Here is a 15,383-nt window from a genome sequence, read left to right as displayed (position 1 = left end):
GGCCTCAGTGTCCCAGGGCGCGCAGCGCGCGTGCGTTGACCTCGTCGATCTCACCGACACCGTCGACCGAGACGACCAGACCGTCGTAATGCTCCAGCAGCGGCTCGGTCTCCTCGCGGTACACCCGGAGCCGGTTGCGGATCACGTCCTCGTTGTCGTCGTTGCGACCGCGCGCCATCATCCGGGCGACCACGGTCTCCTCGGGCACGACGAAGCAGAGCACCGCGTCGAGCTTCTTGTCCATATCCGCGAGGATCTTCTCCAGCGCGTCGGCCTGATCGACCGTGCGCGGGTAGCCATCCAACACAAAGCCGTTCGCGGCATCCGGCTCGGCGACCCGAGCCTCGACCATGCGGTTCGTCACATCGCTCGGTACCAGATCGCCTGCGTCGATGTACTTCTGCGCCTCCCGACCCAGCGGCGTCTGGGCGGAGATATTGGTGCGGAACAGGTCCCCGGTGGAGATGTGCGGGACGCCCAGTTTGTCCGACAGTAGGTCGGCCTGGGTGCCCTTGCCGGCTCCCGGCGGTCCGAGCAGTACAAGTCTCACTTGAGGAACCCTTCGTAATTTCGATTCATCAGCTGGCTTTCGATCTGCTTCACGGTGTCCAAGCCGACGCTCACCATGATCAGTACCGCGGTGCCACCGAACGGAAGGTTCTGGTTGCCACCGGAGGCGCCGATATCGAGGAACAGATTCGGGAGGACGGCCACGAGACCGAGGTAGATCGAGCCGGGGAGGGTAATGCGGCTCAATACGAAGTTGAGGTAGTCGGCGGTCGGCCTACCGGGGCGATATCCGGGAATGAAGCCACCGAACTTCTTCATCTCGTCAGCGCGTTCCTCCGGGTTGAAGGTGATCGCGACATAGAAGTAGGTGAAGAACACGATCAGACCGAAGTAGATCGCGATGTATACCGGGTTCCCCGGGTTCACCAGATATTTCTGGATGATCTCCTGCCACCAACTGGGGTCGGGGTTGCCCTTCGAAGATGTCAGCTGCGCAACCAGATTCGGCAGATACAGCAACGACGACGCGAAGATCACCGGGATAACGCCCGCCTGGTTGACCTTCAGCGGCAGGTAGGTCGAGGATCCGCCGTACATCTTGCGACCGACCACGCGCTTGGCGTACTGCACCGGAATCCGGCGCTGGCCCTGCTCGACGAAGATGACCGCGGTGATGATGGCCAGCGCGGCGAGACAGACCAAGCCGAAGACCAGGCCGCCGCGGTTGTCGAGAATGGCCTTGCCCTCGGTCGGGATTCGAGCGGCGATACCGGCGAAGATCAGCAGCGACATGCCGTTGCCGATGCCGCGCTCGGTGATCTGCTCGCCGAACCACATGACCAGCGCCGCACCGGCGGTCATCACCAGCACGATGATGATCATGCCGAAGATGCTGGTGTCGGCCAGGATGTCCTTCTGGCAGCCCTGCAGCAGCTGACCGCGGGCCGCGAGCGCGACCAGACCGGTGGCCTGCAGGATCGCCAGCGCGATCGAGAGGTACCTGGTGTACTGCGTCATCTTGTTCTGGCCGGCTTGGCCTTCTTTACGCAGTTCTTCGAAGCGCGGGATGACGACGGTGAGCAGCTGGATAATGATGCTCGCGGTGATGTAGGGCATGATGCCGATCGCGAAGACCGACAACTGCAGCAGCGCACCACCGGAGAACAGGTTGATCAGCTGATAGATACCGGCGGAATCACCGCCGGAGACCAGGTCGATGCACTCCTGCACGCTCTTGTAATCGACACCGGGGGACGGCAGCGCGGCACCCATGCGGTACAACGCGATCAACCCCAGCGTGAAGAGAATCTTCCGCCGTAAGTCCGGAGTCCGGAAGGCCGATACGAAGGCGGAAAGCACAGATCCTCCTGGCGAACGACATGGTCATGCCACGGATATAGAAAACCCATGACGAGGCTTGGCAGACAACAATTGAACTCTAACAGTGGCACCGGACGAGCTCTTCACTCGTCCGGTGCCACTATCTGCAGAGTACCGTCAGCCCAGCTCGGTGACAGTGCCACCGGCCGCGGTGATCTTCTCCTTGGCGGCGCCGGTCACCTTGTCGACGGTCACCTGGACCGCGACGCCGATCTCGCCATCGCCGAGAACCTTGACCAGCTGGTTCTTGCGAACCGCGCCGGCGGCCACCAGCTCCGCCTTGCCGATCGCGCCGCCCTCGGGGAACAGCTTGGCGATCGAGCCGACGTTCACGACCTGGTATTCCGTGCGGAACCGGTTCGTGAAGCCCTTGAGCTTGGGCAGCCGCATGTGAATCGGCATCTGCCCACCCTCGAAGGAGGCCGGGACGTTCTTGCGAGCCTTGGTGCCCTTGGTACCGCGGCCCGCGGTCTTGCCCTTGGAGCCTTCACCGCGACCCACGCGGGTCTTCTCGGTCTTGGCGCCCGGGGCCGGACGCAGGTGATGCAATTTGATGGTCATGTCAGACCTCCTCAACTGTTACGAGGTGGCGCACGACGTTGATCAGCCCACGGTTCTGCGGGTTGTCCTCACGAACCACGGTCTGGCGGATCTTGCGCAGGCCGAGCGTGCGAAGGCTCTCCCGCTGATTCGCCTTGGCGCCGATCGACGACTTGATCTGGGTCACCTTGAGATCTGCCATATCTACCGACCTCCCGCTGCCTGAGCGCGCGCACGCAGCATGCCCGCGGGGGCGACATCCTCGAGGGGCAGGCCACGGCGAGCCGCGACCTCTTCCGGACGCTGCAGCATCTTGAGCGCCGCAACCGTCGCGTGCACGACGTTGATGGCGTTGTCGCTACCGAGCGACTTCGCCAGAATGTCATGGATACCAGCGCATTCCAGCACCGCGCGAGCCGCACCACCGGCGATCACACCGGTACCGGGCGAAGCCGGACGCAGCATGACCACACCGGCCGCCGCCTCACCCTGCACCGGGTGGGTGATGGTCGAGCCGATCATCGGGACGCGGAAGAAGCCCTTGCGAGCCTCCTCGACACCCTTCTGGATGGCCGCGGGAACTTCCTTGGCCTTGCCGTAGCCGACACCGACCAGACCGTTGCCGTCACCGACGATCACCAGGGCGGTGAAGCTGAAGCGACGACCACCCTTCACGACCTTGGAGACACGGTTGATCGCGACGACGCGCTCGAGCTGGTTCTTGTCGGCCTGCTGGTCACGACGGTCACCACCGCCACGACGATCACGGCCACCGCCGCGGCCGTCACGGCTGTCGCCGCCACCGGCGGCACCATTCTGCTGTCCGGCGGGTCCGCTGCCGCCGTCACGCCTCTGACGTCCCGGCATCAGACGTTCCTTCCGTAATTGTTTGCAGTCATCAGAACTTCAACCCACCTTCGCGAGCGGCATCGGCCAGCGCCGCGATACGGCCGTGGTAGTCGTGACCACCACGGTCGAACACGACGGCCTCGATACCGGCGGCCTTGGCACGCTCGGCGATCAGTTCGCCGACCTTCTTGCCCTTGGCCGACTTGTCGCCGTCCAGTGCGCGCACATCGACCTCGATCGAGGACGCGGCGGCAATGGTCTTGCCGATCGAGTCGTCGATGAGCTGTGCGTGCAGGTGACGCGAGGAGCGGTTGACCACCAGACGCGGACGCTCGGTGGTGCCGACGACCTTCTTGCGCAGACGGAAGTGACGGCGGGTCTTCGACAGACGACGCGTCGTCGACACGTCCTTGCCACGCGGAACGCGCTTGGCCTTCTGATTTTCGGTTTGCGCCATGATCACTTACCCGTCTTTCCGACCTTGCGGCGAACGACCTCGCCGGCGTAGCGGATGCCCTTGCCCTTGTAGGGATCGGGCTTACGCAGTCCGTGGATGACAGCGGAGATCTGGCCGACCTTCTGCTTGTCGATTCCGGACACGGAGAACTTGGTGGGCGATTCCACCGCGAAGGTGATGCCCTCCGGGGCCTCGATCGGCACCGGATGCGAGTAGCCGAGGGCGAACTCCAGGTTCGAGCCCTTGGCGGCGACACGGTAACCGACTCCGAAGATTTCCATCTTCTTCTCGTAGCCCTTGGTTACGCCCTCGATCATGTTCGAGACCAGGGTGCGGGTCAGGCCGTGCAGCGAGCGGTTCTGGCGCTGGTCGTCCGGTCGGGCGACCTCGAGCTGGCCGTCCTCACCCTTGGTGACGATGATCGGCTCGGCGACGACGTGGGTCAGGGTGCCCTTGGGGCCCTTCACCGCCACGCTCTGGCCGTCGATGGCGACCTCGACACCGGCAGGAATGGCGATGGGCTTCTTACCAATACGCGACATTTGTCCTACCTCCCTTACCAGACGTAGGCGAGGACTTCGCCGCCCACGCCCTGCTTGGCCGCCTGACGATCGGTGAGCAGACCGGTCGACGTGGAGATGATCGCCACGCCGAGGCCGCCCAGGACCTTGGGCAGGTTGGTGGACTTCGCGTACACACGCAGACCCGGCTTCGACACGCGACGCAGGCCCTGCAGGCTGCGCTCACGGCTCTGGCCGTACTTGAGGTCGACGACCAGGGTCTTACCCACGGGCGCGTCTTCGGTCCGGTAGTCGGCGATGTAACCCTCGCGCTTGAGAATCTCGGCGATATTCGCCTTGAGCTTCGAGTGCGGAGCCTTCACCTGATCGTGGTACGCCGAGTTGGCGTTGCGCAGACGTGTCAGGAAGTCTGCGATCGGATCAGTCATGGTCATAGTTCGACCTTGACACCTTTCTCGCTACGGTTCCCATGCAACACCCGCGTACACATCGGCACGCCAGCCGTGGGCCTATAGCAATTCGGCGGTCCGGCCGACACTTGCCGACCGGATTGAGTTCTCATATGAGCTCTCGGTGCGAGGGCCGTCCACACGTCGATGCAGCATCGCATCAGGGACATGCGGACACAGAAGTGCCCGAGCAACCGCTCTAGTGTAGGCAAGGTCGCTACCAGGACAAAATCCGGGTCCGGCCCCTTACACTCACCCGCGTGCAGGATTCCCTCGCGACCGCGTTCGTGGGTCGCGATGCCGAACTAGCGAGTCTGGCGGCACTCGGTCAGCGGGCGGCCGCCGGTCGCGGGTGCGTCGTTTTGATCGAGGGCGAGCCGGGAATCGGCAAATCGGCACTGCTGGAAGCGGCGCGAATTCCATTGGCGGCAGCGGGCCTTCACATCCGTATCGGTACAGCCGCGGAGTTGCGGCAGGGTGTGCCGTTCGCCGGCGTGCGCTCCTGGCTGAACGACGCGGGCACGACCTCGCCGATCGACGCGTTACGCAGTGGAGATCGCGTGGGCGATGTGGCCGCAACCCATGAACTCGCCATCGCCGAGGCGATTCTGGACCAGATCGATAACTGGTGCGCGGCGGGCCCGATTGCCCTGGTCATGGACGACGTGCACTGGGCTGATCGTTCGAGCCTGAGGCTGCTGCACCGGCTCTGCAACCTTGCCGACGAGTTGCCGCTACTGCTGGTGCTCGCGGCCCGGCCACTGCCGCGCGATCCGGACTTCGCCGCCCTATCGGCCGAACTGCTGGCACGGCAGGCTCCGGTGCTGCGGCTCGGCGCTCTGCTCGACACGGATACCGCGGAGCTCGTGCGTCATCTGGTCGGTGCCGAACCGGGACCTCGGTTGTTGGAAAAGGTGGCCGAGGCCGGTGGGAATCCGCTACATGTCACGGAGTTGGTGGCCGCCTTGGTGCGCGACGGGGCGATCAGGGTGATCGCCGACACTGCCGACCCCGCGGGCGCTGCTGTGGTGAGCCCGTCCGCCTCACTTACCGAGGCGATTACGCAGCGGCTGGACTTCCTGCCCCGTCCGTCGCGGGATGTGCTGCCGATGGCCGCGGCACTCGGTCCGACCATCGATGTCGCTGATCTGGCCGTGGTCTTGAAGATCCCGATTCTGGATGCCTGGAGCGCCGTCACCGAGGCGCTGGACGGCGGGCTGCTCGTCCGTGTCGACTCCGAGCTGGTGTTCCGGCACGACCTGATCCGGCACGCGCTGGCCGATCGGCTGCCTGCTTCACTGCGGTCGGATCTGCTCCAGCAGGCCGGACAGGCACTCCAGTCGACCGATGCGCCGATCGAACGGGTTGCCTACTACTTGTCGGTCGCAGATCGCGAATTGGATAGGGCCAGCCTGGATTGGCTGATAAGTGTCGCCGACAAGCTGATCGTCCGCGCGCCCGAACTGGCGAAACGGTTGTTGAGCCGGGTCGCCACCGCGCCGGATCTCGATCCGGCAATGCGTTCGGTATTGATCCGCCTGAGAATCCACGCCCTGCTCTGGGACGGGAACGCCGCCGAGGCCGAATCGGTGGTGCGTGCGGCACTCCTCGCCCAGCCGGAGGATGGCGACGACCTCGAATTGCGCTGGCTGCTCGCCCAGATCTATCAAGCCCAGGCCCGATTGGCCGATGCGGTCGCGGTGGCCGAGGAGGTGCTGTCCACCAGGGAACTCGACGCCGAGAACGCCGCCCGGTTTCTGGGCATGTCCGGACTCGGCAATTTCTTCCTCGAGCGGTTCGCGGCGGCCGAGCAGGCCGGTCGGCAGGCTGTGGCGCTGGGCGAGAGCACCGGGAACCCGCTGGCCACCGGATACGGACTCACGGCGGTGGGGGCGGTGCGCTATACCCAGGGCCATCTCGATGCGGCGCTGCACCTGAGCGCTCGGATCCCGGCCCTCTTCAACGACGGGACCGGGCCCGATCAATTCGATCCGTACGCGCTCTACGCCCACTGCTTGATCGAACTCGATCGGCTCGGCGACGCCGAGGAGGTGCTGAAAACGGCTATCGGTCGCAACCGTCGATTCCGCGGGGTCTATCTGTCCTCCAACCTGGTCGCCAAGGCGCGAATGTATCTGGTGGGCGGGCGCTGGGACGACGCGCTGGCAGAATGCACGGCGAGTATGCAGACGCCCGATGTGCTCGGTTATGCGACGGTCGCGCACACCGTCGCGACGCTCATCGGAATTCGCCGCGGCACATTTCTGCCGGATCCGGATGGACTGCCCGCACCGGACAATCGACCGGGCAATATCGGCTACGCGCATTTCCATCCGTGGGTCAAGGCGCTGACACATGAGGCCCGCGGCCGCCCCGACCTGGCACTGCAACTACTCGTCGACACTCACAAGCGACTCACCGACGGATTGGCCGCGGCCACACTGCATTACATCTTCCCGGACATCGCGCGTTTGGCCGCGGATATCGGAGACGCACACGTAGCCCGGTCGGTAGCAGCCGGCGCCGATCTGCTCCGCACGCGACAGCCAACCGCATCGCGCACCGGAACGGCCCTGCTCTGCCGGGGCCTCGCCGACTCCGACCCCGACGCCCTCCGCACGGCCGCCCGCGCATTCCAACAATCCGGCCGCCCACTGTTCGAGGCCCAGGCGCACGAAAACGCCGCCGTCCTACTCGCCGCAGCGGGCCATGGCCCCGAATCCCGCACCGCATTGGACACCGCGATCGACCTGTATTCCGGCCTCGGCGCATCCTGGGATTCCGCCCGCGCGGTAGCCCGGGTGCGACCATACGGAATCCGCCGGGGCGTCCGCGGACCCCGCAACCGTCCCAAGTCCGGCTGGGCCGCCCTCACCGACACCGAACGCAAAGTCGCCACCCAAGTCGCCGAAGGCCTGTCGAACACCGACATCGCCGCCCAAATGTTCTTGTCCCGCCGCACAATTCAGTCACACGTATCGAATATCCTGGCCAAACTCGACCTCCGCTCCCGCCGCGAAATCGCCACAGCCATGCCCCGGACCCACTGAATCTCTACGGCGCGTTGGTTACTGGCGCTCGCGGTCCAAGAGGAGTTCCGCCACGATGGCGCGGTGGTCAGCGCCGGGCAGGGACACTGTTTCCATTGCGACCGCGTGACCACCGGCGATGAGAATGTGATCGATGCCGACGAGGGGTGGCCAATGCTTGTCGGTGGGGTAGGTGACCAGATGTCCGGCACCGGCTTGTTCGGTGGCGTCGGCGAAACGTCCGGACAGCATTGCGCGGTATTGCGAATGGTCGTAGGTCGCGTTGAAGTCACCGCCGACGATCGCTGGCCGATTCGGTGGCGACTGGTCGAGAATTTCGCGCAGGCGGGACAATTCGTCGGCCCAGACCTGTGCGCCGTATACCGGTGGCACCGGGTGAAAGGCGTATACCGTGACCGGCCCGACGTCGGGGATACTCGCCGTTGCCGAGAGCTGGTTCAGCACGTACCCGTCGTATTCGACGGTTTCGGACAGCGGGTAGCTGCTCCAGATCCCCGTCCCGGTCGCGGTTCTGCCGGGCGAAAGATATCGATGTGGCAGTAACTGGTCCAGTCCGGCCCGGCTGAGAGCCTCGACCGCCGCTGGCGTGAGCTCATTGACGGTGAGCACAGCGATATTCCGCGCGCGAACCTCATCGACCAGCGCCCGCGGATCGGCTCCGTCGAACAGTAGATTGGCCTGCATCACCCGCACCGAGTGCCCGTCGTCGCCGAAACGACCGATGTACAACGGAGCTTGGGTCCACATCGCGGCGGCAACCACAATGCTCGCCACCGCCGAACCGCTCCGGTGCCGCATTGCTACAAAAGCCACCACCCCGACGAGCGCGGAACTCATCAGATAGGGCGCACCGGAGGCCGCCAAGACCAATATTCGAGACCCCGACGGACTGAAATGCAACGCGATCCCAGCGGCTCCCGCCACTGTCGCAACCCACGCGAGCACACGGACACCGACCCGAACCACCTTCGACAGCACACCCGACAGACAACCACGGGAGATCGTCCAATTCACAACACCTGACCGCCAACCAGCTGCACTTTCTCGACATGCTCATCGACGTGGTCACCCGAAACGGAATCGTCGATGTGGGGCATATCGCTGCCTCGACAAGCCCTACCAGGACATCCGCACGGCAGACGTGGTGCTCGTCGGTGAAGTCCTGTCACCCTCCAATTCCCAGACCGATATGGAGGAGAAAAAGGTGAAGTACGCACAGGCCGGCATCCCCTGGTATTGGGAGATCGCACTCGCTCGGGACAAGAGCGAAATCGCCTACGTCCACGCGTACGCCCTCGCAACCGAGGTCGACAACCTCCCACCCGGCGTCCGGGCGTTGCACCCCGCGAACTACATCCTGACCGGCAAGTGGTCGCCAAACGATTCCACCGCTATCACGATCGAATTCCCGTTCCCCATCACCATGAGCAAACAGCCGAAGGCACGGACTCGGGTGAGTCCGTGCCTTCGGTTGGTATTCAGTGCTGGGCGCTCACGATGAGCGCGAGCTCACCAGGAGCTCTTGTGCACACCCGGGAGCTCGCCGCGGTGCGCCATTTCGCGCAGGCACACACGGCAGAGGCCGAACTTGCGGTACACCGCATGCGGGCGACCGCAGCGCTGGCAGCGGGTGTAGGCGCGAACGCCGAACTTCGGCTTGGCCTCGGCCTTGATTCGCAGTGCTTTCTTGGCCATCGTCAGTTCTCCTTGAACGGGAAGCCGAGGTGCTTGAGCAGGGCACGGCCTTCTTCGTTGTTGGTCGCGGTGGTCACCACGGTGATGTCCATACCGCGTGGGCGGTCGATGGAGTCCACGTCGATCTCGTGGAACATCGACTGCTCGCTCAGGCCGAACGTGTAGTTGCCGTTCCCGTCGAACTGCTTCGGCGACAGACCGCGGAAGTCGCGGATACGGGGCAGCGCGATGGAGACCAGGCGGTCCAGGAACTCCCACATGCGGTCGCCGCGCAGGGTGACCTTCGCGCCGATCGGCATGCCCTCACGCAGCTTGAACTGCGCGATCGACTTGGTGGCCTTGCGGATCTCGGGCTTCTGACCGGTGATCAGTTCCAGATCCCGGACCGCGCCGTTGATGAGCTTGGCGTCGCGCGCGGCGTCACCGACACCCATGTTCACGACGACCTTGACCACGCCCGGAATCTGCATCACGTTGGCGTAGTTGAACTCGCTGTTCAGCGCGTCCTTGATTTCGGCACGGTAGCGCGCCTTCAGACGCGGCTGAGTCTTCTCAGAGGTGGTCATGTCAGATGTCCTTCCCGTTCTTACGGGAGATCCGGACCCGCTTGCCGCTCTCCTCGTCCGACCGGTAACCGACGCGGGTCGGCTTGCCGTCGGAATCGACGACCATCACGTTGGACACGTGGATCGGAGCTTCCTGGGTCACGATGCCGCCCGAGGAGGCACCACGCTGGTTGGTGGAGTTGGCAACGTGCTTCTTGATCCGGTTCACGCCCTCGACCAGGACCCGGTTCTCCTTCGGGTAGGCCTGGATGACCTTGCCCTTGGCGCCCTTGTCCTTACCCGAGATGACGAGCACCGTGTCGCCCTTGTGCACCTTCATGTCAGAGCACCTCCGGAGCCAGCGAAACGATCTTCATGAACTTCTTCTCGCGCAACTCGCGGCCGACCGGGCCGAAGATACGAGTGCCACGCGGGTCGTTGTCCGCCTTGATCAGCACGGCCGCGTTCTCGTCGAACTTGATGTACGAACCGTCCGGGCGACGACGCTCCTTGACGGTGCGCACGATGACGGCCTTGACGACCTCGCCCTTCTTGACATTGCCGCCGGGGACAGCGTCCTTGACGGTGGCGACGATGATGTCGCCGATGCCGGCATAGCGACGCGACGAACCACCGAGAACGCGGATGCAGAGGATTTCCTTCGCACCCGTGTTGTCGGCGACGCGCAGTCGCGACTCCTGCTGAATCACTTCAGCCTCCTTGACCTGGATGTATACGCACGCCGGATTGCCGACCCGACGGGCATGGTCGTGTTACCACCCGAACGCGCGCCTGCCAGCGGTTTTCTCGATCGGATGGATCAACCACTGGGGGTTCGCGGCCGAATCGCGGGCACAGCTCCCGCAGGCAACCGGTTCAGTGTAGGGGAATGCCCGGGTCCGTCCCAAATCGGGTTCGGACCGGGACCGAGGCTGAACTTCCGCTTTGAATCCTCTCCCGCCTGAAGGTGGGAGATTCCTGGCTCATGCCGCCCACTCGCTCGGCGAGCGCTCGGGTCTTCCGCAATCAACACCAGCAGGGTTGAAACCAGCCCTGTAGAACCGCTCAAACTCTAGCCAGTAGGCGTCGCGGGCACAATGCGCTGGTTGTGCCGGTTTAGTACCCTCGGGACGAGCAAGATCACCGGAAGACCGCACATTCCACATCACCGTTGGAAGAGGGGTTCTCTTGAGTTCGTCCGCGCGCTCCGCCCGGCTCGCTCGTCGTACCTTCCTGATCGGACTCGGGGTGATTCCCGCCACCGCACTGGTCTCCTGCACGCGGGAGCAGTCGATACAGCTCACCGGTGTCGATATGCGGGGCGAGGACCCGACGATTCGGCCGCAGGACGATCTGTTCCGATACGTCAACGGCGGCTGGCTGCGCGACTATCAGCTGCCGCCGGATAAGCCGTCCTACACCACCTTCGACGAGGTCGGCGACCGAGTGGAACAGCAGCTGCGGGAGATCATCGACGGCATCCACGACCCGAAGGCCGGGACGGCCGAGCAGCAGATCCGCGATCTCTACGACGCCCGGGTCGATCTGGCCGAAATCGAGCGGCTCGGCGTGACGCCGCTGGCGGATCTGTTCGCGGCGATCGACGGCGCGACGACCAAACCGGATCTGGCCAAGGTGATGGGCGGGCTGCCGATCGGCGGGCTCATCGGTTTGTCCGTCGAGGCCGATCAGAAGAATTCGGCCGAATACGTCACGAACATCTCCCAGTCCGGTATCGACCCGAATATGGGCGAGCAGTACTACCGAAAGCCCGAATACGCCGAGCAGCGCGCCGCTTATCAGACCTATCTGCAACGCGTCGCCGCGGGCGCGGGCCTTCCCGATCCGGCCGGCACCGCCCAGCGGGTATTCGAACTGGAGACCAAGATCGCCGCCGGTTTCTGGGAGGATGTTCGGCTGCGCAATCCCGATGCCGTCTACAACCCGATGAGCTGGGCCCAATTGACCGCGCTCGCACCACAATTCGACTGGGAGCCGTGGCTGGCGGGCAGTACCGACCGACCGCGCGCACTGTTCGATCGCGTGGTGGTCGGCGAGCCGTCGTTCGTGACGACGGCCGGAAAGCTCTGGGCCGAGGTCGATATCGCGGCCTGGCGGGAGTATCTGCGCCTGGCGGTGGTCAAACAGTTCGCATCGCTGCTACCCAAGGCCATTGCCGATGCCGAATTCGATTTCGTCGGCAAGGTGCTGCAAGGGTCGCAGGAGCGTCCTGAGCTGTGGAAGGACGGTATTACGACCGTCAATGCGAACCTGAGCCAACCGCTCGGGAAACTCTATGTGGACAAACACTTTCCGCCCGCGGCCAAAGAGCGGGCCTTGGCGATGGTCGCCGATCTCATATCCGCCTACCGGGCCGACTTCACCGATTCGACCTGGATGTCGCCGCCGACCAGACAGGCCGCCATCGCGAAGCTCGACAAGATCGTCACGAAGATCGGGTATCCGGACAACTGGATCGACTACTCGGGATTGACGATCACACGCGGCAAGTTGATCGAATCCGTTCGCGCCGCAAAGCGTTTCGAGACCCAGCGCGGTTTCGCGCGCCTGGGCACCCCGGTCGACAAGTCCGAATGGCGGATGCCGCCGCAGCTGGTGAATGCCCAGTACAACCCGAATGCCAATTCGATCTCGTTTCCGGCCGCCATTCTGCAGCCGCCGTTCTTCGACTCCGATGCCGCGACCGCAGTCAATTACGGTGCGATCGGGGCGGTCATCGGTCATGAGATCGGACATGGCTTCGACGATCAGGGTTCGCGCTACGACGGTGACGGCAATCTGCGCGACTGGTGGACGCCCGAGGACCGGGCCGCATTCGAGACCAAGACCAAGCAGCTCATCGATCAGTACAACGCGCTGGTCCCGGCCGGTCTCGACCCGAGCAAGCACGTCGACGGCGCGCTCACGGTCGGGGAGAATCTCGCGGATCTGCGCGGTCTCGGTATCGCCGTGGCCGCCCTCGGCATCGCCGATAAACGCGACGGCAAGAGCGACCCGGACAACCGCACGCTGTTCCTGTCCTGGGCCCGGATCTGGCGGGAGAAATCGACGAAGCAGCACATGGAACTGCGACTGGCCATGGATCCACACGCGCCCAACGAGTTCCGCAGCAACCAGGTGGTCCGCAATATCGACGAGTTCTACACCGCCTTCGCCGTCGAACCGAGCGACAAGCTGTACCTGGCCAAGGACCAGCGGGTCTCGCTCTGATCCGGCGGGCTGGCAACGCCGGAGACAGGTAGCCTCGGGCCAGCACTATCGCGCTTGACGAGGATGCGGCCGGACCGCATCGGGAGAGGAAATCCTCGTGACATCAACCGGTCGTCTCGGTCAGCTGGACCGTCGTGCCTTCCTGATCGCGCTCGGGGTGGTGCCCGCGGCCGTCGCCCTGGTCTCCTGCTCGAAGGATGAGCATTCGGTGCAGCTCACCGGGGTCGAAATGGGCGGTGCGGATGAGGCGATCCGGCCGCAGGACGATCTGTACCGGCATGTCAACGGCACATGGCTGCGGGAGTACCAGCTGCCGCCGGACAAGGCCGCGGTCGGCGCGATCAGCGATGCGAGCGATCGGACGCTGGATCAACTGCGCGAGATCATCGAGGGCATCAAGGATCCGAAGCCGGGTTCGGAGGCGCAGCAGATTCGCGATCTCTACGATGCGCGCCTCGATGAGGCCGCCTTCGAAACGCTCGGCATGACACCGCTGACCGATCTCTTCGCCAAGATCGATGGCGCGGCCACCAAACCGGATCTGGCCAAGGTGATGGCGGAGCTGCCGATCGCCGGGCTGATCGGTATCGGAGTCGGCATCGATCGCAAGGACTCCAATGCCTATATCCCCACCGTCAGTCAGTCGGGTATCACGCTGAGCGAGCAGTACTACCGCAAGCCGGAATACGCCAAGCAACTCGCGGGCTACAAGACCTACCTCGAGAAGATGTCCGCGGGCGCTGGGTTCGCCGATCCGGCGGGAATCGCGCAGCGCATGGTCGATCTGGAGACCAAGATCGCGGCGGCGCATTGGGACAGCGTGCGCAATCGCAATACCGATGCCACCTACAACGTGATGGGCTGGCACGATCTGGTCGCGCTCGGACCGCAATTCGATTGGGATCCGTGGATGGCGGGCAATACCGATCGGCCGCGCTCGCTGTTCGACAAGATCGTGGTGGCGCAGCCGTCGTTCGTGACCGCCGCCGCGCAACTGTGGGCCGATACCGATATCGCGCTGTGGCGAGAGTTCCTGCGGGCCAATGTGATCGCGGAGTTCGCCCGATTCCTGCCCAAGGCGATCCGCGACGCCCGGTTCGATTTCGTCGGCAAGGTGCTCAGCGGACTCGAGGAGCGGCCGGAGACTTGGAAGTCCGGCGTCGGCGTCGTCAACGATAATCTCGGTGACCAGCTCGGCAAACTGTATGTGGACAAGCACTTTCCGCCGGCCGCCAAGGATCGAGCCAAGGAGATGGTGGCCGACCTCATGGCCGCCTATCGGGAGAACTTCACCAATTCGACCTGGATGTCCAAGCCGACCAGGGACGCCTCGATCGTCAAGCTGGACAAGATCGAGGCCAGGATCGGATATCCGGATAAGTGGGACGACTACTCCGCGCTGAAGATCACCCGGGGCAAGCTGATCGAATCCCTGCGTGCCGTCAATGCTTTCGAATCCAAGAAGGCGTTCAACCGGCTCGGCACTCCGGTCGACAAGTCCGAATGGGGTATGTCGCCGCAGACTGTCAATGCCTACTACTCACCCACCAGCAACCAGATCACCTTCCCCGCCGCTTATCTGCAGCCGCCGTTCTTCGATAAGGACGCGACAACCGCGGTCAATTACGGTGCGGTCGGCGCGACCATCGGTCACGAGATCGGCCACGGCTTCGACGATCAGGGCCGTAAATACGACGCCAGCGGTAACCGCAGCGACTGGTGGACACCCGAGGACCTGGCCGCATTCGAGGCCAAGACCAAACAGCTGATCGATCAATTCGACGTGCTGGTCCCCGAGGGCCTCGATCCCAAATACCACGTCGACGGCGCACTCACTGTCGGCGAAAACCTCGCCGATCTGCGCGGACTGCAAATCGCCGTCGAGGCCTACCGCATCGCCGCCAAACGTGGCGGCATCGACCCCGACTACCAGCAGTTGTTCTTCTCCTACGCCCGCAGCTGGCGCGAAAAGCAGACCGAGGAATCCACCATCAGCCTGCTCCAGGACGTCCACGCCCCCAACGAATTCCGCTGCAACCAGATCGTCCGCAATATCGCCCAGTTCTACAACACCTTCGCCGTCAAGGAAGGCGACAAACTCTTCCTCCCGGAGAACCAGCGCATCACCCTCTGAAACCTGCCCGAAGCAGCCCGGC

17 protein-coding genes are annotated in these 15,383 nt (G+C 64.1%); 4 read left to right on the top strand and 13 right to left on the bottom strand.

Annotation, left to right across the window (positions count from 1 at the left end; all coding sequences use genetic code 11):
• Positions 1–4: 4 nt before the first annotated feature.
• From OIE68_RS36330 to rpsH, 8 genes are all read right to left on the bottom strand, one after another.
• Positions 5–550, bottom strand: a complete 546-nt coding sequence (locus OIE68_RS36330) for an adenylate kinase (RefSeq protein WP_327095442.1) — start codon at positions 548–550, stop codon at positions 5–7.
• The gene (gene secY / locus OIE68_RS36325; protein WP_327095441.1) at positions 547–1,869 is read right to left on the bottom strand and encodes a preprotein translocase subunit SecY; all 1,323 of its coding nucleotides are present in this window, start codon (positions 1,867–1,869) and stop codon (positions 547–549) included. The genes OIE68_RS36330 and secY overlap by 4 nt, the downstream gene beginning before the upstream one ends.
• Before the next feature lie 138 nt (positions 1,870–2,007).
• Positions 2,008–2,451, bottom strand: a complete 444-nt coding sequence (rplO, locus tag OIE68_RS36320) for a 50S ribosomal protein L15 (RefSeq protein ID WP_327095440.1) — start codon at positions 2,449–2,451, stop codon at positions 2,008–2,010.
• A gap of 1 nt (position 2,452) precedes the next feature.
• Positions 2,453–2,632, bottom strand: coding sequence for a 50S ribosomal protein L30 (gene rpmD, locus OIE68_RS36315; RefSeq protein ID WP_062983142.1), 180 nt, complete (start codon positions 2,630–2,632; stop codon positions 2,453–2,455).
• A 2-nt stretch (positions 2,633–2,634) separates the two neighbouring features.
• Complete coding sequence (rpsE, locus tag OIE68_RS36310; RefSeq protein WP_040686598.1) at positions 2,635–3,297, bottom strand: 30S ribosomal protein S5; 663 nt, start codon at positions 3,295–3,297, stop codon at positions 2,635–2,637.
• A gap of 31 nt (positions 3,298–3,328) precedes the next feature.
• Positions 3,329–3,736, bottom strand: coding sequence for a 50S ribosomal protein L18 (rplR, locus tag OIE68_RS36305; protein ID WP_327095439.1), 408 nt, complete (start codon positions 3,734–3,736; stop codon positions 3,329–3,331).
• 2 nt (positions 3,737–3,738) lie between these two features.
• Positions 3,739–4,278, bottom strand: a complete 540-nt coding sequence (gene rplF / locus OIE68_RS36300) for a 50S ribosomal protein L6 (protein WP_327095438.1) — start codon at positions 4,276–4,278, stop codon at positions 3,739–3,741.
• Between the two features lie 14 nt (positions 4,279–4,292).
• Complete coding sequence (gene rpsH, locus OIE68_RS36295; RefSeq protein WP_327095437.1) at positions 4,293–4,691, bottom strand: 30S ribosomal protein S8; 399 nt, start codon at positions 4,689–4,691, stop codon at positions 4,293–4,295.
• A 275-nt stretch (positions 4,692–4,966) separates the two neighbouring features.
• Between rpsH and OIE68_RS36290 the strand changes: the two genes are divergently transcribed.
• Entirely contained in the window at positions 4,967–7,756 is a 2,790-nt protein-coding gene (locus OIE68_RS36290) for a helix-turn-helix transcriptional regulator (RefSeq protein ID WP_327095436.1), read from the top strand.
• A gap of 18 nt (positions 7,757–7,774) precedes the next feature.
• Here OIE68_RS36290 and OIE68_RS36285 read toward each other — a convergent pair whose 3' ends face one another.
• A complete protein-coding gene (locus tag OIE68_RS36285) occupies positions 7,775–8,770 on the bottom strand; it encodes an endonuclease/exonuclease/phosphatase family protein (protein WP_327095435.1) in 996 nt (331 codons plus the stop codon).
• A 127-nt stretch (positions 8,771–8,897) separates the two neighbouring features.
• Here OIE68_RS36285 and OIE68_RS36280 point away from each other — a divergent pair, with 127 nt between their 5' ends.
• A complete protein-coding gene (locus tag OIE68_RS36280; RefSeq protein WP_327095434.1) occupies positions 8,898–9,257 on the top strand; it encodes a Uma2 family endonuclease in 360 nt (119 codons plus the stop codon).
• An 8-nt stretch (positions 9,258–9,265) separates the two neighbouring features.
• Here OIE68_RS36280 and OIE68_RS36275 read toward each other — a convergent pair whose 3' ends face one another.
• Genes OIE68_RS36275 through rplN form a run of 4 tightly spaced genes read right to left on the bottom strand, consistent with a single transcriptional unit; the run spans position 9,266 to position 10,706 of the window.
• The gene (locus tag OIE68_RS36275; protein WP_188829844.1) at positions 9,266–9,451 is read right to left on the bottom strand and encodes a type Z 30S ribosomal protein S14; all 186 of its coding nucleotides are present in this window, start codon (positions 9,449–9,451) and stop codon (positions 9,266–9,268) included.
• A gap of 2 nt (positions 9,452–9,453) precedes the next feature.
• Positions 9,454–10,017 carry a 50S ribosomal protein L5 gene (rplE, locus tag OIE68_RS36270; RefSeq protein WP_062983164.1) on the bottom strand — a complete coding sequence of 188 codons (564 nt, stop codon included), beginning with the start codon at positions 10,015–10,017 and terminating at the stop codon, positions 9,454–9,456.
• Between the two features lies 1 nt (position 10,018).
• Entirely contained in the window at positions 10,019–10,336 is a 318-nt protein-coding gene (gene rplX / locus OIE68_RS36265) for a 50S ribosomal protein L24 (protein ID WP_327095433.1), read from the bottom strand.
• A 1-nt stretch (position 10,337) separates the two neighbouring features.
• On the bottom strand, positions 10,338–10,706 hold the full coding sequence (rplN, locus tag OIE68_RS36260; RefSeq protein ID WP_069161981.1) for a 50S ribosomal protein L14: 369 nt from the start codon (positions 10,704–10,706) through the stop codon (positions 10,338–10,340).
• Positions 10,707–11,184: 478 nt separating this feature from the next.
• On the opposite strand from rplN, the gene OIE68_RS36255 reads away from it, so the two are divergent.
• Together OIE68_RS36255 and OIE68_RS36250 are read left to right on the top strand one after the other, a co-directional pair.
• A complete protein-coding gene (locus tag OIE68_RS36255) occupies positions 11,185–13,227 on the top strand; it encodes a M13 family metallopeptidase (RefSeq protein WP_327095432.1) in 2,043 nt (680 codons plus the stop codon).
• A 97-nt stretch (positions 13,228–13,324) separates the two neighbouring features.
• Positions 13,325–15,361: a M13 family metallopeptidase gene (locus OIE68_RS36250; protein WP_327095431.1), complete on the top strand. Its 2,037-nt coding sequence runs from the start codon at positions 13,325–13,327 to the stop codon at positions 15,359–15,361.
• Positions 15,362–15,383 lie beyond the last annotated feature (22 nt).

The sequence above is a fragment of the Nocardia vinacea genome (assembly GCF_035920345.1).
GTDB classification, from domain to species: Bacteria; Actinomycetota; Actinomycetes; order Mycobacteriales; family Mycobacteriaceae; genus Nocardia; species Nocardia vinacea_A.
The sequence above is the reverse complement of the archived record's forward strand: the minus strand, read 5'-3'. Positions and strand labels throughout refer to the sequence as shown.

Coding starts and splice junctions, on each gene's coding strand:
- rplE (WP_062983164.1), bottom strand. CDS start 10,017: ATGACCACCTCTGAGAAGACTCAGCCGCGTCTGAAGGCGCGCTACCGT.
- rpsH (WP_327095437.1), bottom strand. CDS start 4,691: ATGACCATGACTGATCCGATCGCAGACTTCCTGACACGTCTGCGCAAC.
- rplO (WP_327095440.1), bottom strand. CDS start 2,451: ATGACCATCAAATTGCATCACCTGCGTCCGGCCCCGGGCGCCAAGACC.
- OIE68_RS36275 (WP_188829844.1), bottom strand. CDS start 9,451: ATGGCCAAGAAAGCACTGCGAATCAAGGCCGAGGCCAAGCCGAAGTTC.
- rplX (WP_327095433.1), bottom strand. CDS start 10,336: ATGAAGGTGCACAAGGGCGACACGGTGCTCGTCATCTCGGGTAAGGAC.
- rplF (WP_327095438.1), bottom strand. CDS start 4,278: ATGTCGCGTATTGGTAAGAAGCCCATCGCCATTCCTGCCGGTGTCGAG.
- rpmD (WP_062983142.1), bottom strand. CDS start 2,632: ATGGCAGATCTCAAGGTGACCCAGATCAAGTCGTCGATCGGCGCCAAG.
- rplR (WP_327095439.1), bottom strand. CDS start 3,736: ATGGCGCAAACCGAAAATCAGAAGGCCAAGCGCGTTCCGCGTGGCAAG.
- rpsE (WP_040686598.1), bottom strand. CDS start 3,297: ATGCCGGGACGTCAGAGGCGTGACGGCGGCAGCGGACCCGCCGGACAG.